18 protein-coding genes are annotated in these 25,873 nt (G+C 44.5%); 17 read left to right on the top strand and 1 reads right to left on the bottom strand.

Going from position 1 to position 25,873, the window contains the following annotated elements:
* The first annotated feature begins 152 nt into the window (after positions 1-152).
* The gene (gene topA / locus AB9H30_RS02960; protein ID WP_371193131.1) at positions 153-2,798 is read left to right on the top strand and encodes a type I DNA topoisomerase; all 2,646 of its coding nucleotides are present in this window, start codon (positions 153-155) and stop codon (positions 2,796-2,798) included.
* 5 nt (positions 2,799-2,803) lie between these two features.
* Positions 2,804-3,364 carry a DUF2058 domain-containing protein gene (locus AB9H30_RS02955; protein ID WP_371193130.1) on the top strand — a complete coding sequence of 187 codons (561 nt, stop codon included), beginning with the start codon at positions 2,804-2,806 and terminating at the stop codon, positions 3,362-3,364.
* 112 nt (positions 3,365-3,476) lie between these two features.
* Here AB9H30_RS02955 and rne read toward each other — a convergent pair whose 3' ends face one another.
* A complete protein-coding gene (gene rne, locus AB9H30_RS02950; protein ID WP_371193129.1) occupies positions 3,477-6,521 on the bottom strand; it encodes a ribonuclease E in 3,045 nt (1,014 codons plus the stop codon).
* Positions 6,522-6,990: 469 nt separating this feature from the next.
* On the opposite strand from rne, the gene rluC reads away from it, so the two are divergent.
* The 15 genes from rluC (at position 6,991) to AB9H30_RS02875 (ending at position 25,764) form a co-directional block, all read left to right on the top strand.
* Complete coding sequence (gene rluC / locus AB9H30_RS02945; protein ID WP_371193128.1) at positions 6,991-7,938, top strand: 23S rRNA pseudouridine(955/2504/2580) synthase RluC; 948 nt, start codon at positions 6,991-6,993, stop codon at positions 7,936-7,938.
* Complete coding sequence (locus AB9H30_RS02940; protein ID WP_371193127.1) at positions 7,928-8,563, top strand: HAD-IA family hydrolase; 636 nt, start codon at positions 7,928-7,930, stop codon at positions 8,561-8,563. The genes rluC and AB9H30_RS02940 overlap by 11 nt, the downstream gene beginning before the upstream one ends.
* A 102-nt stretch (positions 8,564-8,665) precedes the next feature.
* Positions 8,666-9,385 carry an SIMPL domain-containing protein gene (locus AB9H30_RS02935; protein WP_371193126.1) on the top strand — a complete coding sequence of 240 codons (720 nt, stop codon included), beginning with the start codon at positions 8,666-8,668 and terminating at the stop codon, positions 9,383-9,385.
* A gap of 31 nt (positions 9,386-9,416) precedes the next feature.
* Positions 9,417-9,890, top strand: coding sequence for a GAF domain-containing protein (locus tag AB9H30_RS02930; protein ID WP_371193125.1), 474 nt, complete (start codon positions 9,417-9,419; stop codon positions 9,888-9,890).
* A complete protein-coding gene (locus tag AB9H30_RS02925; RefSeq protein WP_371193124.1) occupies positions 9,887-10,147 on the top strand; it encodes a hypothetical protein in 261 nt (86 codons plus the stop codon). The genes AB9H30_RS02930 and AB9H30_RS02925 overlap by 4 nt, the downstream gene beginning before the upstream one ends.
* Positions 10,148-10,193: 46 nt before the next feature.
* Positions 10,194-10,841 (top strand): RNA chaperone ProQ, encoded by a 648-nt coding sequence (gene proQ, locus AB9H30_RS02920; RefSeq protein ID WP_371193123.1) that lies wholly within the window; start codon positions 10,194-10,196, stop codon positions 10,839-10,841.
* A 23-nt stretch (positions 10,842-10,864) separates the two neighbouring features.
* The gene (gene prc, locus AB9H30_RS02915; protein WP_371193122.1) at positions 10,865-12,931 is read left to right on the top strand and encodes a carboxy terminal-processing peptidase; all 2,067 of its coding nucleotides are present in this window, start codon (positions 10,865-10,867) and stop codon (positions 12,929-12,931) included.
* Positions 12,932-12,984: 53 nt separating this feature from the next.
* Complete coding sequence (locus AB9H30_RS02910) at positions 12,985-14,310, top strand: sodium-dependent transporter (protein WP_371193121.1); 1,326 nt, start codon at positions 12,985-12,987, stop codon at positions 14,308-14,310.
* Between the two features lie 13 nt (positions 14,311-14,323).
* Positions 14,324-15,796, top strand: coding sequence for a Na+/H+ antiporter NhaC (gene nhaC, locus AB9H30_RS02905; protein ID WP_371193120.1), 1,473 nt, complete (start codon positions 14,324-14,326; stop codon positions 15,794-15,796).
* Between the two features lie 102 nt (positions 15,797-15,898).
* A complete protein-coding gene (gene pepN, locus AB9H30_RS02900) occupies positions 15,899-18,493 on the top strand; it encodes an aminopeptidase N (protein ID WP_371193119.1) in 2,595 nt (864 codons plus the stop codon).
* Between the two features lie 20 nt (positions 18,494-18,513).
* Positions 18,514-18,738, top strand: a complete 225-nt coding sequence (locus tag AB9H30_RS02895; protein WP_371193118.1) for a DUF2835 family protein — start codon at positions 18,514-18,516, stop codon at positions 18,736-18,738.
* Positions 18,739-18,895: 157 nt separating this feature from the next.
* Positions 18,896-20,968, top strand: coding sequence for a DUF1302 domain-containing protein (locus AB9H30_RS02890; RefSeq protein WP_371193117.1), 2,073 nt, complete (start codon positions 18,896-18,898; stop codon positions 20,966-20,968).
* A gap of 10 nt (positions 20,969-20,978) precedes the next feature.
* Positions 20,979-22,346, top strand: coding sequence for a DUF1329 domain-containing protein (locus AB9H30_RS02885; protein ID WP_371193116.1), 1,368 nt, complete (start codon positions 20,979-20,981; stop codon positions 22,344-22,346).
* 56 nt (positions 22,347-22,402) lie between these two features.
* On the top strand, positions 22,403-23,425 hold the full coding sequence (locus AB9H30_RS02880; RefSeq protein WP_371193115.1) for a WD40/YVTN/BNR-like repeat-containing protein: 1,023 nt from the start codon (positions 22,403-22,405) through the stop codon (positions 23,423-23,425).
* An 11-nt stretch (positions 23,426-23,436) separates the two neighbouring features.
* The gene (locus tag AB9H30_RS02875; RefSeq protein WP_371193114.1) at positions 23,437-25,764 is read left to right on the top strand and encodes an RND family transporter; all 2,328 of its coding nucleotides are present in this window, start codon (positions 23,437-23,439) and stop codon (positions 25,762-25,764) included.
* The last annotated feature ends 109 nt before the right edge of the window (positions 25,765-25,873 follow it).

The raw sequence follows: 25,873 nt of genomic DNA, 5'->3' as shown, positions 1-25,873 counted from the left end.
TCACGGTGTTCAATGTAGATAATTATATATAACAGCTTGTTTTCTATTCACTTTGTAGATATATGTTAAAAAAGGAATACGAACACACACCGTCAGAACAGATGCACAATAAAGATGATAAGCATCTATAAATTATAAGGTTTTCTTATTTAATGGGTAAATCACTAGTTATCGTAGAGTCTCCAGCAAAAGCCAAAACGATTAATAAATATCTAGGCAAAGATTTTATCGTAAAATCGAGCGTAGGCCATGTGCGCGACCTCCCCACCAAAGCGTTGGGAAAGATTGAGGGCAAAAAGCCGGCCAAAGAACTCAACACTTGGTCAGATAAAAAGAAAGAACAATATCTAAAGCAATATGACTACGACAAACTCGTTGATCGCATGGGCGTTGATCCTAAGCAAGATTGGCAGGCCCATTATCAAATTCTTCAGGGCAAAGAAAAAGTCGTCAGTGAATTAAAGAAGCTTGCTAAAGATGCAGACACTATCTATCTCGCGACGGATTTGGATAGAGAAGGAGAGGCGATTGCTTGGCACTTGCAAGAGCTGTTAAAGGGTAAAGATAAAAAATTCCAGCGTGTTGTATTTAACGAGATCACGCAAACAGCCATAAAAGAGGCGTTTGCGCATCCATCTGAACTAAACATCGCGCGCGTAAATGCGCAGCAAGCTAGACGATTTTTAGATCGCGTTGTCGGATTCATGCTTTCTCCTTTGCTGTGGAAAAAAGTCGCGAGAGGACTGTCTGCGGGGCGTGTGCAGTCAGTTGCTGTGCGCCTTGTTGTCGAACGAGAGCGAGAAATTAAAGCATTTGTTCCAGAAGAGTTCTGGGATGTACACGCTGACTTGACCACTGCTAAGTCTGAAGCGTTGCGTATGATGGTACAAAAGCATAATGGCGAAGCCTTTAAACCGGTGAGTAAAGCGCAAGCTGAAGCCGCCGTTACTGTACTTGAGAAAGCCCAGTATAAAGTGGTTAGTCGAGAGTCAAAACCCACTCAGAGTAAACCTTCTGCACCGTTTATTACCTCGACCCTACAGCAAGCTGCCAGTACACGTTTAGGTTTTGGTGTGAAAAAAACCATGACCATGGCTCAGCGCTTATACGAAGCTGGTCACATTACCTACATGAGAACCGATTCAACTAATTTAAGTGGCGAAGCGGTAGAAAACTGTCGTGAATATATCCAAAAAGAATTTGGCGATAAATATTTACCAGCAAATGCATTGAGATATGGAAGCAAAGAGGGCGCACAAGAAGCTCATGAAGCCATACGCCCCTCTAACGTGAAAGTTAAGGCACCTAGCCTTACTGAGATGGAAAGAGACGCACAGCGACTCTATGAGTTGATTTGGCGCCAGTTTGTGGCATGTCAAATGACCAATGCAAAATATGATGCGACCACAGTGAAAGTAGCCGCCGCAGACTACGAACTTACCGTAAAAGGCCGTGTGTTGATGTTTGCTGGCTGGACCGAAGTGCTCAATCAAGTTAAACGTAAAGACGACAATGACGGTGAGTTGCCGAACGTGCAGCAGGGCGACATACTCAATCTAAAAGCGCTCGATCCGAAGCAACATTTTACTAAACCAGTAGCAAGATTTAACGAAGCTTCGTTAGTAAAAGAGCTTGAAAAACGCGGTGTTGGAAGGCCATCTACCTATGCAAATATTATTTCTACGATTCAAGACCGTGGCTATGTGCGTTTAGATGCGAAACGTTTTTACGCTGAAAAAATGGGTGAAATCGTCAATGATCGTTTGGTCAGTAATTTTGCCGACCTTATCAGCTTTGACTTCACTGCTAAAATGGAGCAGCGTTTAGATGACATTGCACACGGCGAATTAGAATGGAAACGAGTATTAGATAATTTTTACAGTGAATTTTCTGAACAGCTTGAAAAAGCCGAAATGCCCACTGAAAAAGGTGGTATGCAGCCTAACTTAGCGGTACCAATAGAAATCGACTGTCCTAAGTGTGCTAAGCATATGAATGTTCGCACTGCTAGTTCGGGTGTGTTTTTAGGCTGCTCTGGCTACAATCTGCCGCCAAAAGAGCGCTGTACGCAAACGATGAACCTAACCCCAGGTGATGAAGTAGTAAAGGTTTCTGACGAAGATGAGTTAGAGACTGAAGTATTGCGCGCCAAGCGTCGTTGTCCGGTATGTGCCACTGCAATGGACAGTTATTTAGTAGATGAGCAGCGCAAACTGCATGTTTGCGGTAATACGCCTAGTTGCCCAGGCTATGAAATTGAAAAAGGCACTTTCAAGCTCAAAGGCTATGATGGTCCAATTATTGAGTGCGATAAATGCCAAAGTAACATGGAGCTTAAAAATGGCCGCTTCGGCAAATACTTTGGTTGCACTAATGAAGAGTGTAAAAACACTCGTAAGTTACTTAGAAATGGCGAAGCTGCGCCACCGAAAGAAGACCCGGTCTTTATACCTGAATTACAGTGTGTGAATTCAGACGCCCACTTTGTGCTCAGAGACGGTGCATCCGGTATATTCTTAGCAGCCTCAACTTTTCCGCGCTCACGAGAAACAAGAGCGCCGTTAGTGGAAGAGCTAGCAAGGTTTAGAGACAGAATTTCGCCTAAGTTTTATTACTTAGCAGATGCGCCAAAAGCAGATCCTGATGGACACCCGAGCATTGTTAGATATAGCCGTAAAACAAAGCAGCAATATGTGATGACGGAAGACGACAAGCAAAAAGCAACAGGTTGGTCGGCTTGGTATCAAAATGGTAAGTGGGTCGTGGATGACAAACGCAAACCGGCAAAGAAGAAGTAAATAGTATGAGTGGCTCGTTACAAGACCAACTTTTAAAAGCTGGCTTAGCTGATAAAAAGCAAGCTCAAAAGGCAAAAAAAGACCGTCATAAACAGGTAAAAGCAAAGCAAAAAAACAAAAAAACGGTTATCGAGAATGAGGCTAAAATAGCCGCTGAGCGTGCATTAGCGGCAAAGCAAGAAAAAGACCGAAAGCTTGCTGAGCAGCGCCGAGAAGTGACGCAACAAAAAGATATAAAAGCACAGGTTATCAACCTAATAAAGGTCAATGTGCAGCCTAAAAATAATGGCGATGTCGCGCTCAACTTCACGCATAACAATGTAGTTAAGCGACTATATGTGAGTCAACGCACATATAAGGATGTAACTCAAGCCCGTCTAGCTGTAGTTTCATATCGTGAAAATGAATATGAGTTAGTGCCCCTGCCAGTGGCTGACAAGATTCAAACACGCATGCCTGAGGCGGTTATCTACATTGCCGACAGTGCAGTTGACAATCGTAGCCAAGCAGATGGGGATGACGATTGGTATGCTGACTACGAAATACCAGACGATCTAGTCTGGTAGCGTTGCGAATGCAATCTGCCGCTATTTGCCGCTTATCTTACAAATATGAAAAAGCCCTCAAATTGAGGGCTTTTTATATTGGACGACTATCTCACGAACCAAGGTCACATCCTCAACTACTTGGTGGGGTTGCCATAGGAGCACTTGATTTAGACTTTACGTTTGAGATAACTGCTGGTGTACCGGCATTTTGCACTTGGCTTCTCATTTCAGCCGACATTGCCCTGTGCTGCTGTTCAGGCGGCATCTCAACTGACGCTGGGTTGGTCATTGGATGAGACACACGTTTAGACGGTACGCGTATTTTAGCCTCAATAGGCGCTGCTTTTGCGTCGCTGAGGGCTTTAGCTTTTGGCGCAGCTGCTGGCTTCTCTGACTCAAGCTTTGCTTTAGCATCTTCAACCGGCACTTCAGCCGATTCTGTCGGCTCAGTATCGCTTGCTAAGACAGGCACTTCCTCTGCACTTTCTGCAACAGGCGCGATATCGTCACGCGCTGGTGCTGCAGATTTCACTTCGCTAACATCATCACTTGCTGAGTCTAAGGAGATTTCAGCTTGCACTGGCTCAGACTCAACTGCGTCTTTAGGCTCAGCGCTATCAGCAGTTTCATTGACTGTTGGCGCAACATCAGAGGTGCTTGGCGCTGCATTGGTATCGAGTGCTAGCTCCGGTTGAATAGATTCACCACTAGCGGTCGCAGCAAGTTCACTCTCAGATGGTTTATCTTTTTGTGCTGCTGCACGCGTATTGCGCGGCGAGCGTCTAGGACGTCCACGAGGTTTCGCAACTTTAACTTCCGGCTCGCTAATTTCGCTAGGGGCCTGTGACTCGCCAGCAGTTTGTGATGCTTCATTTGCTTGCTCACCAGAGATGACGGATGTCGGCGCTAAGACATTTCCATCAGCTTCTTTCGCATCGATGATATTGCCATCGACGGCCTCTATTTGCGGAGCACTTTCTGAACTTGCTTCAACAGCATTACTTTCATTAGCAGTGGCTAAGCTTGGCGATGCTGGTTTTTCATTTTCGATTACCACATCTGTTACATCTGCATTCGCTGGAAGATTGTTTCCATTTAACGCCGATGCGTCTTGCACTGGCGCATTATCGTCAGAGACGCGGACGCTTTGTCTAGCAGGACGACGTGATCGGCGCTGCGCTTTTTTACGAGGTTCCCTTTTTGGCTGCTCTTCAACTGCCGCAGATGCGTCAAGCTTAACTTCAGGCGCTACGATGTCTTGTTTAGCCGCTTCAACGACCGGTTGATTAGCAGTTCTGTCAGCATCAGTGCGTTTTGGACGCGCTTTGCTGCGGTTGTCTGGGCGTTCGGTGCGTTCATTACGCTCAGGCCTTTCGCCGCTTCTTTCATTCCGCTTGCCGCCTTGGCGACGTTTATTGTTGCGGTTTTGAGGACGCTTCTGCGGTTCGCGAGGGGCCTCAACCTTTGGTGCTTCTTCCGTTGCAAACAAAGCGCCAAACCATGCTCCAATCTTGGAGATAACACCTGGTTCTGATGGCGCAGAAGTGGCCTCAGGGGTGGGTTCAGCCGCAGGGGCCTGTGTCGGTGCACTCATGCCCTGTAAGGCTGGCGCTTCTCGTTTTACTGGCTGTGTTGATTGCGTATCGGCAGCACTTTCAGGCTCTTTTAACAATTCGATATTGTAGCTAATGTCGTTAACAATCTCTGAGCTCTTGCGTCGCAATATTTGATAACGAGGGGTATCCAAATTTGGGTTTGGAATAATCAATAGCTGCAATTTGTGATGCTGTTCAAGACTCTGAATAGCGGCACGTTTTTCGTTGAGCAAATATGTAGCAACGGCAACAGGAAGCTGGGCTTCGATTTGGCCAGTGTTATCTTTTATGCATTCTTCTTCGATTATACGCAGCACCGACAACGCTAATGATTCGTTGCCACGAATGGTGCCGTGCCCGTCACAGCGAGGGCATACATGATGCGCCGACTCACCTAAAGATGGACGTAGGCGTTGACGTGACATTTCCAATAGCCCAAATCGAGATATCTTGCCTAATTGGATTCGAGCTCTGTCGCTTTCAACCGCAGCTTTCATGCGATTTTCGACTTCGCGCTGATGTTTAACCGGCGTCATGTCAATAAAATCGATAACCACTAAGCCACCTAAATCCCGCAGACGAAGTTGACGTGCAACCTCATCAGCAGCTTCTAGGTTAGTGTTAAAAGCGGTTTCTTCGATATCACCGCCCTTAGTGGCGCGCGCTGAGTTTATATCAATTGATGTTAAAGCTTCAGTTGGGTCAATGACAATAGAACCACCTGACGGCAGTCGAACTTCGCGCTGGAAGGCCGATTCAATTTGGCTTTCAATTTGATAATGAGAAAATAAAGGAACACTGCCTTCGTATCTTTTAACACGACTCACAAAGTCGGGGCGAACCACTTCTATGTGCTGTAATGCCTGTTCGTAAATCACCTGGCTGTCAATCAGTATTTCACCAATGTCGCGGCGCAGATAATCACGTATTGCGCGAACAATGACGTTACTTTCTTGATGAATCAGGAAGGGGGCAGAGCGTGACTCCGCAGCATCTGAGATTTTTTCCCAGTAGTGCAGCAGTACACCTAAGTCCCACTTAAGTTCGGCAGCAGATTTACCCACACCTGCGGTTCTCACGATTAAGCCCATACCGTTTGGTACTTCTAACTCACCCAATGCTGATTTTAAATCGGTGCGTTCGTCACCTTCTATTCTGCGAGAGATGCCGCCAGCACGAGGGTTGTTGGGCATGAGCACTAAGTAACTACCGGCAAGCGACACAAAAGTGGTAAGTGCAGCGCCTTTTTGGCCACGCTCTTCTTTATCAATTTGCACAATAACTTCTGTGCCTTCTTTGATCACTTCTTTGATGTTAGGGCGGCCTTCGAATCGATAGCCTTTAGGGAAGTAGGTTTTAGCAATTTCTTTTAACGGAAGGAAACCGTGACGGTCAGCGCCATAATCGACAAAAGCTGCTTCTAGGCTGGGCTCAACGCGGGTAATGGTCCCTTTGTAAATGTTGGCTTTCTTTTGTTCGTGTCCGGGACTTTCTATATCGAGATCGTAGAGTTTTTGGCCATCTACTAAGGCTACGCGCAACTCTTCTTGCTGAGTTGCGTTGATTAACATACGTTTCATATTTACTAACTCTGTTATTCATCCAGACTTAGTAGCAAACAGATTGTCTGCAGAATCTCACGATTGTGCTCAAGCGCTATCAAATTGTACACAACGGTTTAATTGTGCGAGTGATAATGTTTAATTCATCTTATTTTACTCGGAGCTTATTAAAACGCTCCGGGCTTTGTCTATCTGCTACGTCAGTCTTTTTGACTTTATAATGTAGGCCCAAATGTGCTTAATTTTATCGCAATGTTGTTAGCGTGCATCATTTGAGCGTCTTAAAACTATTTATATTGTGCGATAATCTCATTATTATATTTTTAGTTAATGAGTCATACGGATGGTCGCGCCAAGTCTTTTCACTTAGTCTCGGGCGGTTTACCCTTCAATCAAGCAACCAAATCGCACAAGTCGTGATACTATCACACAAATATTTTTCGAGATATGTAAATGTCGAGAAATTTTACAATTAATGCAAGGCCTTATGACAGAATCCTTTGAAAAAGTACAGTTGATTACCATCGAAGATGATGAGCAACATCAGCGAATAGATAACTACTTGATCCGCGTCCTAAAGGGCGTTCCTAAGAGCAAAATTTACCGGATTTTGCGCAAGGGTGAAGTGAGAGTGAATAAAAAACGGGTGAAGCCGGAGTACAAACTCCAAGCGCAAGACCAATTACGTTTGCCGCCCATACGCTTAGAGACTCCAGTAGCAGCAGATATCGACAGCAGCCGAATTGAGTATTTAGAACAGGCTATTATCTACGAAGATGAGCGCCTAATCGTTTTGAATAAACCATCAGGCATTGCGGTTCATGGCGGCAGTGGGCTTAAGTTTGGGGTTATCGAAGGCTTACGGGTACTTAGACCAAATGCCCCATTCTTAGAGCTGGTTCATCGTCTAGACAGAGAAACATCAGGCTGTTTATTAATTGCTAAAAAGCGCTCTGCTTTGCGTCATCTGCACGAACAACTTCGCAATAATCAAGTCGATAAGATATATCATGCCTTAGTGATAGGGGCCTGGCCGGAACACAGAGGCAAAGTAAAAGCACCATTGTTTAAAAATACGCTGCAAAGCGGCGAAAGAATGGTGCAGGTTAATGACGCGGGCAAGCCCAGCGAAACACGTTATCGGGTATTGGCAACATTTGCTCGTTCAACATTAGTTGAAGCAAAACCCATTACGGGTCGCACTCATCAAATTCGTGTGCATTGTTTACATGCCGGCCATGCTATTGCATGTGATAGCAAATATGGCGACGCTGAGTTCGATAAGAGCATCAAAGCATTAGGTTGTAATCGCTTGTGTTTGCATGCTGCGCAAATACGCTTTATGCATCCTAAAACTGAGCAGCAGGTTACATTTTTTGCGCCGTACGATGACAAGCTAACAAATCTTCTGGAAACCAATAAAAATGCGCTTTAGCCATATCATTTTTGACTGGGACGGGACCGTTATGGACTCGGCCGCCAAAATAGTTTCATGTATGCAGATGGCGGCTGTGCAAGCGCAGTTGCCGGTGCCCTCGACAGATGCTGTCAAAGATATTATCGGTATTAGTCTGTCTCCAGCAATCGCCAGACTATTTTCGATTGAGATGCAGCATGCTGAGCAGGTCGCGGCGTATTACAAAGAAATATTTTTAAGTCAAGATCAAACGCCAAGCCCTTTATTTTCAGGTGTAATAAAGACCTTAGACACACTAAGCGCTAGCCATGTTCTAGGAGTGGCTACAGGTAAAGCGCGGCGCGGACTAGAGCGAGCATGGGCTGTTACAAACAGCGGCCACTACTTCAATGCCGCACGCTGCGCCGATGATGCAGAATCAAAGCCGTCGCCTGATATGCTATTACAACTGCTAGCGCACTGGAAAATCAAACCGGTAAATGCGTTAATGGTAGGAGACACAGTTTATGATATGCAAATGGCTGAAGCCATCGGTATGCCAAGGTTAGGCGTTTCGTTCGGTGTACATCATCCCAATGAAATTATAAAACATCAGCCAATCGCCATAGTCGATTCATTTAGCGACATCCTTAAGCATATCTAAATCGGCAAATACACAAAAACTAGAGCAGATATTATGCTTCAGACAGTGACTTAAGGCGCGCCTTGGTCTATTGTCGATACATTGAGTTTGCAGGAGATTAAAATGGACAAATACGGTTTTAAAACGTTGTTGGTAATAAGCGCATTGCTAGTTTCTATGTTTGCAGATTCCCAAACAATTAGAACATTGGCGGTCACAGGGCACGCCGAGCAGCAATTAACCCCTGATGCGTTTAATCTGAATTTTACCTTTGAAGAAAAGGGAGCGGATTTAGTCAGTATTAAAAATGCGGTGGATAAACAAGTTGCGCAAGCCACTGCCTTACTGATCGATAACAATGTGCTAGAGAGCAACATTCGCTCGATGGACGTCACTGTTTATCCTTGGGTGGAAAATGATCAACGTCAACGCATTAACAAAGGTTTTGTATATCGGCGCACAGTATATTTTATGCATACAGATATCGACGCATTCGATGCCATTATAAAAAAGGTGGCGGCTTTGTCTCCGCAGCAGATTGGTCAACTTGCCTTAGTCAACCAAAATGTAGATAAATTGCAGCGGGCGTTGATCCAAGCTGCGCTAAAAGATGCTAAAGACAAAGCAGATGAGATGGCTAGTGCAATGGGCATGGAAGTAGGGCACGTATTGTTTATGAGCGATGGTACGTCACCTCCAGAGCATATGTTTGAGCGCAAAGGGCGTATGCTAATGGCGGAATCAGCCGATTCTTTTTCTTCAATGCCGGGTGAGAATACTATCACTACGAAAGTAGAAGTGGTGTTTGAAGTCCATACGGTTAGCAGTAGACCACAAAACTAATTTTAACCAACATGCAGAGTGAATAGCATTAGTGAGCACAGCAAAATCAGAGTTATACACAACAATAAAAAAACAAGCAGAATCGATTCTTGATGGGGAGTATGATTTGGTCGCGAACTTGGCCAACCTTAGCGCAATCGTGTTTAATCAACTGGAGGATGTTAATTGGGCTGGTTTTTATCTGTATAAAGAACAGCAATTGGTGTTAGGTCCTTTTCAAGGTCAGGTAGCATGCATTCGCATCCCCATGGGTAAAGGCGTCTGCGGAACCGCCGCGACGAGCCGTAAAACACAAGTTGTTGACGATGTTCATGATTTTGCTGGGCATATTGCATGCGATGCCGCATCGAATTCGGAAATAGTTGTGCCAATTATCATCGACGATAAATTACTTGGGGTGTTAGATATAGATAGCCCCGTCTTCGCTCGATTTGATGACGAAGATAAACAAGGCCTAGAGCAATTGATTATGGTTCTAAGCGACCATTATGAAGGGCGTTTATGAAGCATTTAGTCGATATTCACATCATATTAAGTACATCAGAAGATATGGACGACTGGCACGATGAGCCACAGCTTGCCAGTGAGAAACTGAATATGGCTTTGCATATGGTGTATGACAAAGCAGATGAGGATATCGAGACAGATAAGTTAGAAGAATTATTAGCAAATACCTGGGAATATTGGCACAAGGATAGGTATTTAGTGGATATTGAGGTTGACGATTTAGTCGATTGGGTGGATCATCTGTTCAATAATTGAAATAATGCCGGCCTAGCTAGCACAAACACACTGAAGATAAGACGAATTGATGGAACAACAAAAATTAACGAACGTGAAAGAAACCTTGGCGTTTCTGGCTGAGAGATTTCCTAAATGTTTCGTTTTAAAGGGTGAAGTAAAGCCTCTTAAAATCGGTATTTTTCAGGATTTGGCTACGGATGTCGCCGAAACAGATGTCGTCAGTAAGCGATTGTTGAGAATGTCATTGAGACATTACACCAGCGGTTGGAAATATTTAGCGTCAGTCAAGGAAGGCTCCCATAGGATTGACCTGCAGGGTAATGATGGCGATAAAGTCGAGGCAGAACACGCCGAGCATGCCGCGGAACAACTTGCACAAAGCAAGAAAAAAGCAGCGCAAATGCGCGAAGCGCAAAAACCCGCTCGTAAACCATCAACTAAGCCGGCTCGCACTAGCGTGCCAGAGCGGGCGAAGCGCCCTAAGGCTGCGGCAACTTCCCACAAACCTAAAGCTCCTGCACAGCCAAAACTAAAGGTCGCGCCAATTGATCAGAGCGGTTTAAAAGTAGGATTAAAAGTGTCAGTGAAAGTAGGGCAACAGCCAATGCCAGCTACGGTTACCGAAGTAGCTAAAGATGGCGTGTTTGTGCAACTTAACTCTGGAATGACAGTCAAAGTGCAGCAACAACAATTACGTGTCTTGCTGGAATAACACTTTTTGAAAAGGTATGTTTAATGCAGAAAAAACAGTTTAGAAAGTTTCAAGCGAAAGCCAGTCTTTTAGCCTTATGCGCTTTCCTGTCAGTGAACATCGCTCACGCAGAGGCATCCACGGAAACTTTTGAAATTCCCCTCTTAAAGCAAGAGAAACAGCATTCCATTGCCGCAAAACGTATCTCTGATTTATTTACTCGGGCTCACTATAAAAAAATTGATATTGATGACGCGCTTTCTGAGAAAGTTTTTCATCGCTATTTAGAGGCGCTAGACGGTAATAAGCATTTTTTTCTAGCTTCTGACGTTGCGTCCTTCAAAGAGTTTGAAGATAAATTCGACGAGGCAATACGCATTGGCGACCTTCAAATTGCCTATGATATGTATCATCTAAATCTAGAGCGACGTCAACAACGTTTTAAATATGCGCTTTCTTTATTAAGTGAGCCCTTTGATTTTGCGCAGAAAGATGACAAGTTTTTTTACGACAGAGAGGATGCAACTTGGGCCGCAGACGAGTCAGAGCTTAATGAGCTTTGGCGCCAACGTGTTAAATATGATGCCTTAAATTTAAAGTTAGCAGATAAGACGTGGGAAGAAACTGCAGAATTGCTGACAAAACGCTATGAGCGCGCCGAAAAGCGTTTGACGCAGACCAAAAGTGAAGACGTTTTCCAAGCCGTAATGAACTCTTTCGCTCGCAGCATAGAAGCTCATACAAGCTATCTCTCTCCACAGCGCACTGAGCGTTTTCAAATGGACATGAACTTGTCATTTGAAGGCATTGGAGCGGTACTGCAAATCGAAGAAGATCATACGACTATTCAAAGTGTAGTTGCTGGCGGTCCAGCAGACAAGTCAGGGCAAATAAAACCTGAGGATAGAATTATTGGCGTCGCTCAAGAAGACGAAAAAACCTTTACTGATGTTGTGGGCTGGCGTTTGGATGAGGTGGTCGAGCTGATCAAGGGTCCCAAGGGCAGTCAAGTTCGCCTGCAGGTGCAGAAGGGCGGCACGAGCACTAAAAACGTTATCGAAGTGGCAATTACCCGCGATAAAATTAAATTAGAAGATCGTGCAGCAAAGTCAAAAATCATTGAACCTAGCGTGGGCGAAAATGCGGGAAAAAGAATCGGCGTAATTGAAATACCCTCGTTTTATCATAACCTGCATGTTGATGTGATCAAGCTCTTAGATGAGCTTAAAGAGCAAAAAATTGAAGGCTTGATTGTGGATTTACGCGGCAATGGCGGCGGTTCGTTGCCAGAGTCGATTGCATTGAGCGGCTTATTTATCGACAAAGGACCGGTGGTTCAAATCCGTCATGAGAGTGGTCATATTGAAGTGAATCGTGATAAAGACGGCATTGTGAATTACGATGGACCGTTAACGGTGTTAGTGGATAGATTCAGTGCTTCTGCAAGTGAAATTTTTGCGGCCGCTATGCAGGATTTTAATCGCGCCATTATTATCGGTGAGCAGACATTTGGCAAGGGTACGGTGCAGCAACATCGGACGCTTGGCAGAGTGTATGATTTTTTTGAAAATAAATTAGGTGCAGTGCAATTTACAATGGCTAAATTCTATCGTATTAGTGGCGGCAGCACACAGCACAAAGGCGTAAAACCAGATATTTTATATCCTTCAGCGATTGATCCCGCAGAGTGGGGCGAAAGCCGAGAAGAAAATGCGCTTCCTTGGGATAGCATTCGTCGTGCAAACTACACAATGTTGCCGTCTTCTGGCAGTACCATAGACGTACTAACGGCGAAGCATGCTGCACGTACTCTTAAAGATCCTGAGTTTCAGTACATATTCAAAGATATTCAAGAGTACAACGAAAATAAGGATAAGAACTACATTTCCTTGGTCGAGGCTGAGCGTATTGCTGAAAAGAAAGAAAATGAAGAAAAACAACTCGCCAGAACAAACGAACGCTTGCTTCGCTTAGGCTTGCCGAAAATTGAGTCCCTAGAGGACGATTTACCCGAGCAAATTGAAGATATCGACCCGTTCCTTGCTGAAGCGGCCAATATTACGTTCGACATGATTGCATCAGGTAGCTACGCATTTAACACCGGTTCATAAATACTCGGTTTATATGATTAAACCGAGAATAATAATAAGAAAAAGAGGTAGTTATGGCTGCACGAGGATTATTTTCATCTCGGCTTGGGTTTATATTGGCAGCCGCAGGCTCTGCTGTAGGGCTTGGCAATATATGGGGCTTTCCCACTAAAGTTGCTGAAAACGGTGGTGCGGCCTTTGTTGTCATGTATCTTTGCATGGCATTTTTGTTAGCCTATCCGGTGCTGATGGCAGAGTTAATTATTGGTCGTGCGAAGCGGGCGAATATGATTGATGCTTTGCGCAGTATCTCCGGCAACGTGTTCGGAACCATAGTCGGCAGCGTTGGTGCCATTACCGTTATTCTGATCCTTGCCTTTTACAGTATCGTGGCGGGCTGGATGATTTCACATCTTATCGACGCGATACTCAGTATTGCATCAATTGACCTTGCTTGGCTTACCGACGATTCTACCCCACGTAATATTCTATTCATGGCGATTTTCTTGGTATTTACCTGCGTCGTGGTAACGGGCGGGGTGAGTGATGGTATCGAGCGATGGTCGGTTCGTCTGATGCCGACTTTATTGATATTAATAGTTGCCTTAATCATTTACGTCAGCACGCAAAACGGCGCAATGGAAGGTTGGAAGGCGCTGCTGGTTCCGGATATTAGCCGTGCATTTGAGCCCGGCTTACTGATTGACGCAATGGGGCAGGCCTTTTTCTCCATGTCTTTAGGCGTCGGTACCATGCTTGTGTATGGTTCTTACGTAAGAAAAGAAGAAAATTTACCAAAATTAGGCGCATCAGTTGCACTAGTGGACATTGGCGTTGCCATTTTAGCGGGAATGTTGATTATACCAGCCATGTACGTTGCCTTAACTAACGGCGTAGAAATCTTTTCAGACGGTAAATTAATTGAAGGTCCAACGCTTATATTCCAGGTTTTACCCTCTCTATTTACCACCATGGGATTTGTAGGAACCATTGTCGGCTCTGCATTTTTTGCGCTGATGGTTATTGCCGCATTAACGTCTTCTATTTCCATGCTGGAAGTTCCGGTCGCGTTTTTAGTCGACAACAAGGGGATGAGACGTCAAAAAGCCACAATTTTACTGACGGCACTGGTGTTTGTCTTGGCCACGGTGATTGTTTTAAACTTTAATCTGTTGTTTGGATTTGTGATTTCGCTTACCACTGAGTACAGTCAACCATTGCTAGGCTTAGTGCTGTGCATATTTGCAGGCTGGATTTGGCGTCGAAATGAAATTTTAAACGAACTCAAACAGGGTAATGAGCAGGTTGAGCAAACACTATTTTGGCGCATATGGCCATGGTATGTGAAGTTTGTTTGTCCGCTAGTGATTGCCGCTATGTTTTACCGATCAGTACTCTAAGGCCACATATATTATGTCCGATGAAAAGCAAGTAAGGGCCCCGAGTCTACTCGACGCCTTAATCCCGATCGTTACGCTGATTATTTTAATGGGCAGTGCGGTAATCTTATTTGGTGATGCCTCTTCTTATGGTCCTAATCAAATAGCCTTGCTAATTGGGATGTTCTTAGCTGCGATCATTGGCCTTAAAAATGGTCATACATGGCAATCTATAGAGGAAGGTATCGTTAAAGGTATCTCGATGTCATTAGGGGCTTGTTTAATCCTACTTGCGGTGGGCTCGCTTATTGGCACTTGGATGCTCGCAGGCACTGTGCCAACCCTCATTTATTATGGTCTGTCGATTCTTAATCCAACCTTTTTCTATGCCGCCTCTGCGCTCATTTGTGCAGTGGTTGCAATGAGTATTGGCAGCTCATGGACAACTGCGGCCACCATTGGTGTGGCGCTTATCGGCATTGCAACGGGAATGCAGTTATCATTAGCAATTACCGCTGGAGCGATTATCTCAGGGGCATATTTTGGCGATAAACTCTCGCCGCTATCTGAAACCACCAATTTAGCGCCTGCGATTGCGGGGACAGACTTGTTTGAACATATTAAATATATGCTGTGGACGACCATTCCCAGTTTTGTGATAGCGCTAATCTTGTTTGCTATTTTAGGCTTGCAAACAGAAATTGGTGAAGTTAGTAGCCGGATTGAAACCATGCAAACCTTGATGACTCAAGAGTTTAATATCGTTTGGTATAACTTGGTGCCTTTGTTTGTGTTATTGGCTTTGGCCATTAATAAAGTCCCTGCATTCCCTGCAATTTCGATTGGCGCCTTGTTAGGCGGAATTTGGGCCTTAGTGTTTCAACAGGATGTTGTCAGCAGTATGCTCGAAACTAACTTCAGCGACACTGTTACTAGTTTAATGGTGGTGTGGACCGCCATGTTTGACGGCGTAGTATTTACTACGGCAGATGAGAACTTAAATTCCTTGCTGTCTAGAGGCGGGATGTCGAGTATGTTAAATACCATCTGGTTAATAATTTGTGCAATGTCGTTTGGTGCGGTGTTGGAGCGAATCGGTTTATTAACCGCAATTGTGTCGGCTGTGCTTAAAGGCGCTACCAGTGCAGGAGATATGGTCACTAGAACCATTCTTACGTCCTTAGGTACTAACTTGGTGACCGCAGATCAATATATGGCCATTGTCATGCCAGGGCGCATGTTTAAAGAAGAGTTTAAAAAGCGCGATCTGCATCAATTAAACTTATCAAGAAGCTTAGAAGATGGCGGTACCATTACCTCACCCTTGATCCCTTGGAATACTTGCGGTGCCTATATGCATAGCGTGCTGGGCGTGCATCCATTCACTTATATCTTTTATGCATTCTTCAATTTGATTAACCCAATACTCGCAATTATTTATGCTTATTTAGGGATTAAGATCCTTCGACTAGAACCGCCCAAAGTTGAAATTCGTAACCACTCATAGAAACGTTTGAAACACCACAGGCATGCGGCTAATATTGGAGCTCAGACTTTTGTTGGCCGCCTCACCGCCTACTTTATTACTTTCACTATATTAGGAATATCCATGTCTACAACTATGACGGCTAAGCGCAGAGAAGATTATCAGCCTTCTAATTACAGCATCGATTCAGTAGAACTTAGCTTTGAGTTGAGCCCTCAAAAAACGCGCGTAAAAAGCCGATTAAAAGTTACGCGTAACGATTCTGCTGCAACAAAAATAGACTTAGACGGTATCGCCTTAGAATTTATTTCATTACACATAAATGGCGAAAAAGCATTAGCTGAACGTGACTTTACGCTTACCGACAGCGGCATTAGTATCGTTCTAGATATAGACAGCGCCATTGTTGAAATTGAAAACAGTATTTCACCAGAAAACAATACTTCATTGGAAGGTCTGTATTATGTGAGCAAGGCGTTTTGCACGCAGTGTGAGGCTCAAGGTTTCCGTAAAATAACCTATTTCTTAGACCGACCCGATGTACTTTCTATCTATACAGTAACCATCATCAGCGACGACCCAAGTTTGAGTTATCTGCTAAGCAACGGCAATAAAATCGAAGATAGCATACTCGAAGATGGCAGACGCAAAGTAGTTTGGCATGACCCACACTACAAACCATGCTATTTGTTTGCGCTAGTTGCCGGTCATTTTGATTTACTTGAAGACCGTTTTATCAGTAGCGAAGGAAGAGAGATAGCGCTTCAGGTTTTTGTGGATGAGGGCAGGCTGAATCAAGCGGAACACGCCATGACTTCCTTGAAAAAAGCGATGCGTTGGGATGAAGAGACCTTTGACTTAGCCTATGATTTAGATATTTACATGATTGTTGCCGTTGACTTTTTCAACATGGGAGCGATGGAAAACAAAGGTTTAAACGTCTTTAATTCAAAATTTGTACTGGCTGAGCCGAATACGGCTACTGACGAAGATTATTTTAATATTGAATCTATTATCGCTCATGAATACTTTCATAACTGGACCGGTAATCGTGTTACCTGCAGAGACTGGTTTCAATTGAGTTTAAAAGAGGGCTTGACGGTCTTTCGTGACCAAAAATTTTCGGCAGATATGAGCAGTGAGCTTAGTTGCCGTATCAAACAGGTCAAGGTAATGCGTGAGCACCAGTTTGCAGAAGACGCGAGTCCTATGAGCCATCCAATTCGTCCTGAAGAAGTCCTAGAAATGAACAATTTCTACACAGTCACGGTTTATGACAAAGGCGCTGAGGTCATTCGTATGATGCACACGTTGCTTACGCCGGCTGGATTTGGGCGGGGCATGAAGCTTTACTTTGAGCGCCATGATGGCCAGGCAGTGACGTGTGATGATTTTGTGCAGGCTATGCAAGATGCTAACGACGTTGACCTAGGCCACTTTAAACGTTGGTATTCTCAGTCTGGTACGCCTGTCGTTAAGGTCGAAAAAGGCGATGACGGTGTGTTGAATTTCAGTCAAGAAAATGCCGCCACCGCTGATCAAACGGAAAAACATCCGCTCTACATTCCGATTAAATTGTCTTTACTTGACAGTCAAGGGCATGAGTCCTTGGCTGATGAACAACAAAGCGGTACATTTGTGCTGGATGATAGAACGGCACAAATTAAGCTCAAGCAATCACTAATTTCTGCGGTACCGGTATTACTGGCTGATTTTTCTGCCCCAGTTAAAATCGAATATCAGTATAAGATGGATGATTTGTTGCACATTATGCGCTTTGCCGAAAGTCACTATGCAAAGTGGGATGCCAGCCAAATGCTTTATTCACGCTTAATTAATATGGCTTACATCGGTGATCCAGATGCAGCAGTTGCGTCTCAAGCTGTGTTAAAAAAGCTCTTAGACGTGGTAACAGAGCTCAAACTGCCTGACGATGTAAGTGCTCAGCTGCTGAGCTTACCTAGTTTTGAAACGCTCAGCGTTTCTTATCAAGATCTCGCGCCGCTTCGTTTACTCAACGCTCAAGAGGGGCTTTATGAGCAATTAGCGCAAACACTCGGATTATGGTGCAAACGAGTACTGAGTGAGCAAATAAAGCCCATTTACGCATATGAGCAGTCGCAGGTGAAAATGCGCGCATTAAAAGCAGTATGCTTAAAGTTACATGCAAGGTATTGTTTTTTAAACAAACAAGAGACTGGCCTTGCTGCGGTATATCTTAACGCTGATAATATGACCGATAAGTTAGCCGTGTTGAAAGCAGCTCAACAGTCAGATGTAGCAGTATTTGATAATTTGATGCAGCAATTTGAAGACGAGTTTGGTCACGATGCAGTGGTTATGGATAAATGGTTTGCCCTTCACGCTACTGCGTCAAGAGCTGACATTCTTGCGCGTCTTGATTTATTGCAAGCCCATGGTCAGTACTCTATCAAAAACCCAAATAAAGTCAGATCATTGATTGGCAGCTTTGCGTTTTACAATACACAGGGTTTTCATGCTGAGGACGGCAGTGGTTATCGTTTCGTTATAAATTATTTAGCTGAACTCGACAAACTCAACCCTCAGGTTGCCGCTCGAATTATTACACCATTGCTGCAGATACATCGTTATAACGATAAACACCGCAGCATGATGGTGACTCAATTAAATCGCTTGTTTACCCAAAAAGAATTAAGCCGTGACTTATTTGAGAAACTGTCTAAAACACTGGGCTAAACCTTAGCGTTAATTGCGATATGAAGACCTATACCTTTGATATCAAAATGTCCTATGCAGAATGTGTGGATTTGTATGCACAACAAATCCGCTTTGTAATCGTGCAGGCGCACACTGGTGAGAAAGTCCAACTGCCAAAGCAGAACCTGCAAAAATTTTTGGTTCCCACGGGAATTCACGGTAGGTTCGAGTTGCATGTGAATTCACTCAATAAAATTGTTTATTTACAAAAGTTGCACAATTAACGGGCAATTTGTTTCAATCAGCCCGAAAAACGGGCTTTAATTAGCAACTGGTACGATTTGTTCTTGCGAATAAAGTCAAATGATGTAATGATTTTGTTAATTGATTATGAAAGTTTACACTAATCGTATTAACGATTATTTTGGAGAAGGTACACGCATGATAAATAAGCCTAGTGCATATAAGAAGTCAACGATAGCAATAGGTGTTGCTGTTGTGTTGGCTGCCGCCTCTAGTGGCGTAAACGCAGCCAGCTGGAATTTTGGTGACGTAGACGTCACATTTGATTCGAACTTCACACTCGCTACCAGCATCAGAGTCGAAGACCGCGATTTTAGTCTTATTGGTAACAGTAATAATCCACAGTTTGATTGGTCTGGCTATAACGCTGCAACCAACGTCATTTATCCTAGTGCTGACGTGTGGGCGCTGTCTCAAAACGGTGGCTATTCAACTAACGGTGATCTAGGCAACTTAAGCTTTGATCCGGGTTCGGCTTTCTCGACGCAATTTATCGGTTTACATGAACTTGACGTGCGCTACGGCGACTTCGGTTTTTTTGCCCGTGGTTTTTACTTCTATGACTTTGAGTTAATGGATAATGACCGTGATTGGGCAAATCCAATCACCGGCGTAACCGTGGACCCTTGTAACGACCCACAGGCGCGCGACGAGCTTTGCCGCGACGCACGTATGTTAGATTACTTTGTGTATGCTGACTTTTTTATGGGCGACATGCCCGTTAGCTTGCGCTTGGGCGACCAAGTGGTCTCGTGGGGTGAAAGCACGTTCATCCAACACGGTATCAACACAACCAATCCAGTGGACGTATCTCGAGCCCTAACCCCGGGTGCAGAACTATCAGAAGTGTTTATTCCAGTGGGGATGGTTTACGGCTCAATCGGATTTACCGACAACATCAGTTTGTCAGCGTATTACCAGTACGAATATGAACGTTCTTTATTACCTGTATCGGGTAGCTACTTTGCAGGTAATGACTTTGCAGGTGAGGGCGGTTCATTCAACCTTGTACAATTAGGCTTTACCGGTAATCCCGATATTGATGCTGACACCTTAATTACCCAACTAAATGACATCGGAAACGGTTTGCGCGCAGGTGCAATAGACCCAGCCACTGCGGCGCAGCTGTATTTAGCATACCCAACAAAGGTTGCGGTACGTGGGGTGAGTGACGCTGCGCAAGACGAAGCAAGTGATTCTGGTCAGTACGGTATTAAATTGGGTTGGTTCGCAGAAAATTTGAATGAAACTGAATTTGGTTTCTATCATATAAACTACCATTCTCAGCGTCCGCTTGTTTCAGGTGTTACCTCTGACTTTAGACCCGAAAGTATTCAAAGAGACCTCGGTATTTTGGCATCAGGTCAAATTACTCGTGACGACCTTACTTCGTTAGGCGCGTTTACCGAATCTCGTTTTGCTTATCCAGAAGATATTAAGTTATACGGCGTGAGCTTTAACACCAACGTCGGTGAAACCGCAGTTGCCGGTGAATTTGCATACCGTGTAGACGAGCCTTTGCAAATTGATGATGTAGAGCTTTTGTATACCGCGATGCCCGAGCAGTTAGCGAATGCCGGTTTACGTCCAGATCTTGCCGGTATTTCACAGCTCAATAATATTGGGCGTGGCGTAGGTCCCGGTGAAACCGCAGCAGGCTTTCTATTGTCAGACACGTGGCAGGCGCAAATGACTTTGTCACATGTGTTTGGTCCAGCGTTTGGCACAGACAATTTCATCCTGTTAGGTGAAGCGGGTTATGTCAATATTGTTGACTTCCCAGACCCTGAAGTAATTAGACTTAACGCCCCAGGCACTAGCCGTACGCCAAGTCTTGAGCCAATCCCAGGTACCGATAACCGAAGAGAAGGACTGCATCAAGGTCTGTCGGATGGTCCCGAAACCAATCCGTTTTCGACTGCAGGCGCGTGGGGTTATCGCCTGTTAGCGGTTGCTGATTTTAACAACGTGTTTGCAGGTATAAATCTACGTGTGAGAGGGACTTTCTCGCATGATGTAAATGGAACAACACCTGACCCACTATTTTTGTTCTTAGAAGATAGGAAATCGGCGAATCTTTCTTTTACTTTCGATTATCTGAGCAGATGGTCAGTCAGTGCATCGTATAATTCGTTTTGGGGCGGCATTGGCACAACAAATGCGCTAAGCGACAGAGACTTTGTTTCATTTAATATTAAATATGCAATTTAAGGACGTTAAAATGATAAAAAAATTTGGAGTAATTGCAGCGAGTATAGCAATAGCGGTAGCCAGTCATTCAGCACTAGCTAATGTGTCTGCTGATGAGGCTGCTCGACTCGGTGCAGATCTAACGCCCTTAGGTGGAGAGAAAGCGGGTAATGCCGATGGTAGCATCCCAGCTTGGACTGGCGGTATTACAACTGTGCCAGCGGGCTTTGAACCCGGTATGTTCCATCTAGACCCGTTTCCTGAAGACAAGCCATTATTTACTATCACGGCTGCTAATTACAAAGAGTATGCGGATTTTTTATCTGATGGGCAAAAAGCGTTGTTTGAAACCTATCCTGATTCTTACAAAATGCCAGTTTTTGAAACTCGCAGGACCGCTTCTAATCCTCAGGAAGTATATGAGGCGACCAAGGCTAACGCGACTCGCGCAGAGCTTCTAGCAGGTGGTAATGGCTTGACGGGAGCGGCTATTGGTATTCCTTTTCCGATCCCTGCTGATGGCCTAGAAGCTATTTGGAATCATATTTTGCGTTATCGAGGTGTTGCCGTGCAGCGTTTTGGTGGCCAGGCTGCAGTAACTGCTGGCGGCGACTTTAACGTTATTGGTTTTGATGAAACCTTAATGATTAAATACGCTGAGCCAGGTATAACCCCAGAGCGATTGTTGGAAGAAAACATTCTGTTTAAGTTCAAGCAATCAGTAACAACTCCTGCGCGTCTAGCCGGCACAGCCTTACTTGTGCATGAAACGGTAGATCAGGTGAAAGAGCCTCGTCAAGCATGGACATACAACACCGGTCAACGCCGTGTACGCCGTGCCCCCAATATAGCTTATGATGCTCCGGGTACTGCTGCTGACGGTTTACGTACTACTGACGATTTCGATATGTTCAACGGCTCACCTAACCGTTACAACTGGGAATTGATCGGTAAACAAGAACTTTATGTTGCATATAATAATTATAAACTGCACAGTGACACCGTGAGTTATTCTGATATTTTACATGAAGGTCACGTAAACCCAGAGTTAACACGTTTCGAGAAGCATAGAGTATTTGTAGTTGAAGCTACGCTAAAGGATGAGTTTCGCCACGTGTATCAAAAGCGTACGTTCTACATTGACGAAGACAGCTGGCAAGTCCAAGTTGCGGATATGTATGACAACCGCGGTGAGTTATACCGGGTTGGTATCGCTTATGGTGTAAACTATTACGATGTGCCAGCACATTGGTCCACGCTAGATGTTTTTCACGATTTAAATTCACGCCGTTATTTGGCGGTTGGATTGGATAATGAAGAAACAATGTACGACTTTACCGTACGCCCAGGGGATGGTGATTTTACACCTCAGGCACTGCGGCGCGAAGGCAAGCGTTAATAATAAACGGTTGGCATCGCCAGCCGTTTTTTTTATTTAAGATGTATAGGATATTTGTGAAAAAAAAATTGACAGTTTCTATATTGGGTTTGAGTATGGTTTGGGCGGTTTCTGCGCAGCAATCATATCTTGCGCCTCTAGTTGAAGAATCGATGCTGCTTGATGTGGCTACTGCAAATCAAACCGTCGTTGTAGGTGAAAGAGGCCATGTGTTAGTTGGCGATGCAAACTCACTTACGCAGGTTTCGGTGCCCACTATGGTAACGCTTACAGCGGTAGATGGGTTCAAAGATACTTATTTAGCGGTTGGGCATGATGCTACTATCTTACGTTCAACAGACGGCGGTCAAAGCTGGAATGTGGTATTTAGTGCGGTTGAACTCGATCGTCCGTTTTTAGATGTACTATTTTTAGATGAGTCAGAAGCTATTGCTGTAGGTGGTTACGGGCTTTTCTTTCGCTCGACAGACGCAGGCGAAACTTGGGCCCTCGAACAATACGTGTCCTTGCTCTCTGAAGATGATAATGAGTACCTCGAAAGCATTGCAGACGACCCAGAATTTTATCAAGAAGAACTCAATTTTATATTTCCTCACTTTAATCGTTTGAGTCAGCGCGGCGGCAGTTTGTATCTGGTAGGCGAGGCCGGTTTGATAGCAAAAAGCAATGATAAAGGTTACTCATGGGAGCGTTACGAAGTGGACTATCAAGGTTCGTTCTTTGACGTTCAGCTGTTAAATAATGGCAGTGAGTTGGCTGTCGGTCTTCGAGGTAACATGTTCCTTCAAAAAGAAGGTCAAGACTGGGTTCGTTTACCCACATGTTTGACGACTTCTTTGAATTCAATCGTCAGAGCTGGTGATGCTGTGTATGCGGTTGGTAATAATGGTGTTGTCTTAGCGGTTGAACTCGACAAAGTTGAAAGCGATGAAACAAAAACACCGAATGCGGAGGGCTGTCGTCAGCATGTGTCCCTATCGCAAGTCGCTACCGACATATCTTCAACCATCAGCAACGCTTTTTTATTAAATAACGTGCTTACTGCGGTGAGCGCAAATGGCCTGCAACCTGTAGAGTAACTTTAATTCTTATGAATGCATTTATTAGTACATTAGAGAAGGCGACGTTTAACAATCGCGGCATACTGATTGCGGTATTTGCTGCGATAACTGTTTTTCTAGCCTTTCAAGCGTCTCAACTGAAGTTGGATGCTGGCTTTACCAAAAATATTCCGCTCAATCATGAGTATATGCAGACCTACATTAAGCACAAAGAAAACTTTGGGGGCGCCAACAACATATTGGTTTCGGTGTGTGATACCGAATCAGATATATTTAATCAATCGTTTTTTGATACCTTAAAAAATGTTCACGACCAAGTATTCTTCATTAACGGTGTAAACCGGTCTCTCGTCGTATCTTTATTTGCCCCATCAACTCGGTTTACAGAAATTGTAGAGGGCGGTTTTTCCGGTGGTCCGGTTATCCCCGCCGATTTTGATTCAAGAAACCCGGCGGCGCTGCAGTTAGTTCGCAAAAACATAGATAAAGCAGGGATTGTTGGACGACAGGTTTCCAATGACTTTACTTGTGCCATGGTCACCGCGCAACTGCTTGAAATCGACCCGGAAACGGGTGAAATATTAGACACGCTAGCGATTGCTCAAGCGCTAGAAGATCAGTTGCGCGGCGAGTATGAAACAGATCGTATCAGCATTCATATCATTGGCTTTGCTAAAATGATTGGCGATGTGGCAAATGGCGCAAAAGACGTCGTGCTATTCTTTGCTATTGCCATCGCTATCACTGCAATCATGGTGTTCTTCTTCTGCAGGTCAATCATGTTGACGGTGCTGCCGCTTGCATGTTCGTTTATTGCGGTGGTTTGGCAATTAGGTCTGCTTACGATCTTTGGTTTTGGCATGGACCCTATGTCAATTTTGGTGCCGTTTCTCGTCTTTGCGATTGGCGTCAGTCATGGCGTTCAAATGATAAATTCTGTTGGCAAACGAGCGTCTCAGGGCATGGACGTAAAGCTTGCATCGCAACATGCATTTAGAACTTTACTTATACCGGGTGGGATCGCCTTACTCTCAGATACCGTTGGCTTTATGACTCTATTGGTAATCGATATCGGCATTATTAGGGAACTCGCAATTACCGCGAGCATGGGTGTTGCCGTGATTATCCTAACCAACTTATTGTTGCTTCCAGTGTTAATGTCTTATGTGAAGCTAAGCGACAAAAATAAAGCGCGATATCAAGGTAAAGACGAAGAGTCAAAAATGTGGAAGGTGGTGTCAAACTGCGCTTCGGGTAAAACAGCAATCACTATTGTGGTGGTCACAGCGCTACTGTTTATCTGGGGCTTCAATCAGGCACAACAGCTAAAGATAGGTGATTTGCATGCGGGTGCTCCGGCGTTACACGAAGAATCTCGTTATAATCAAGACACTTTTTTAATTACCGATAAGTTTGAGATAACGGTAGATTACATATCGGTGATTGTTGAAGGCCCTGAGTCTACATGTACCGACTTTGATTTGATGACCGCGATTGATGATTTCCAATGGCGTATGCGTAATGTTGATGGTGTTCAATCAGCAATTTCATTAGCCTCAGTCGCGAAGCAAGTCAACGCAGGCTACAACGAAGGAAATCCTAAGTGGCAGGTGCTTCCACGTAATCAATCGACTATGGTGCAGGCCGTTTCACGTGTTCCTACATCTTCCGGTTTACTCAACGCCGACTGTTCTGCAATGCCAGTTATTTTGTTTATGGAAGACCACAAAGCTGAAACCATTAATACAGTGGTCAACGCGGTAAAAGAAGTGCGTGCGCTTTATGAAAATGAACAAATTACCTTTAAGCTAGCATCCGGTCCTGTCGGTGTAATGGCTGCCACCAATGAAGCCGTTGAGTCATCTCAAAACCCGATGCTTTATTATGTGTTCGGTGCCGTAATTGCCCTTTGTCTTATTAGCTTCCGTTCCATTCGTGCAACACTGGCAGTAGTCATTCCTTTGTATGTGGTTTCGGTACTTGCGCAAGCGCTGATGACCTACTTGCAAATTGGCTTAACCGTCTCTACCTTACCGGTCATTGCTTTGGGTGTTGGTATCGGTGTGGATTACGGAATTTATATACTGTCTACCATGAATAGTAGGTTGCGTGATGGTGAAAGTGTGCAGGCTGCATATTTTGCAGCGCTGCAAGAACGCGGCAGCGCGGTATTATTTACCGGTATCACTTTGGCCATTGGCGTGAGTACGTGGGTGTTCTCATCACTGAAGTTTCAAATGGACATGGGAATTCTGCTGACATTTATGTTTGTCGTTAATATGTTAGGCGCAATAATTGTACTTCCAGCCATCGCAAGGCTACTATGGTGGAAGTCAGGAGAAAATAAATCTACATAATTATTCGCAATACTGCTTAGAGGGAAACCAAGCGGTCAGCATAGTAACTGACGCCCAGATAAGGGTAGGTATACAGTTTGAATAAAAAGGAGCCTTATGGCTCCTTTTT

This window comes from Glaciecola sp. SC05 (assembly GCF_041380235.1).
In the GTDB taxonomy this organism is placed as follows: Bacteria; Pseudomonadota; Gammaproteobacteria; order Enterobacterales; family Alteromonadaceae; genus Glaciecola.
This window is presented reverse-complemented; position numbering and strand designations above follow the sequence as displayed.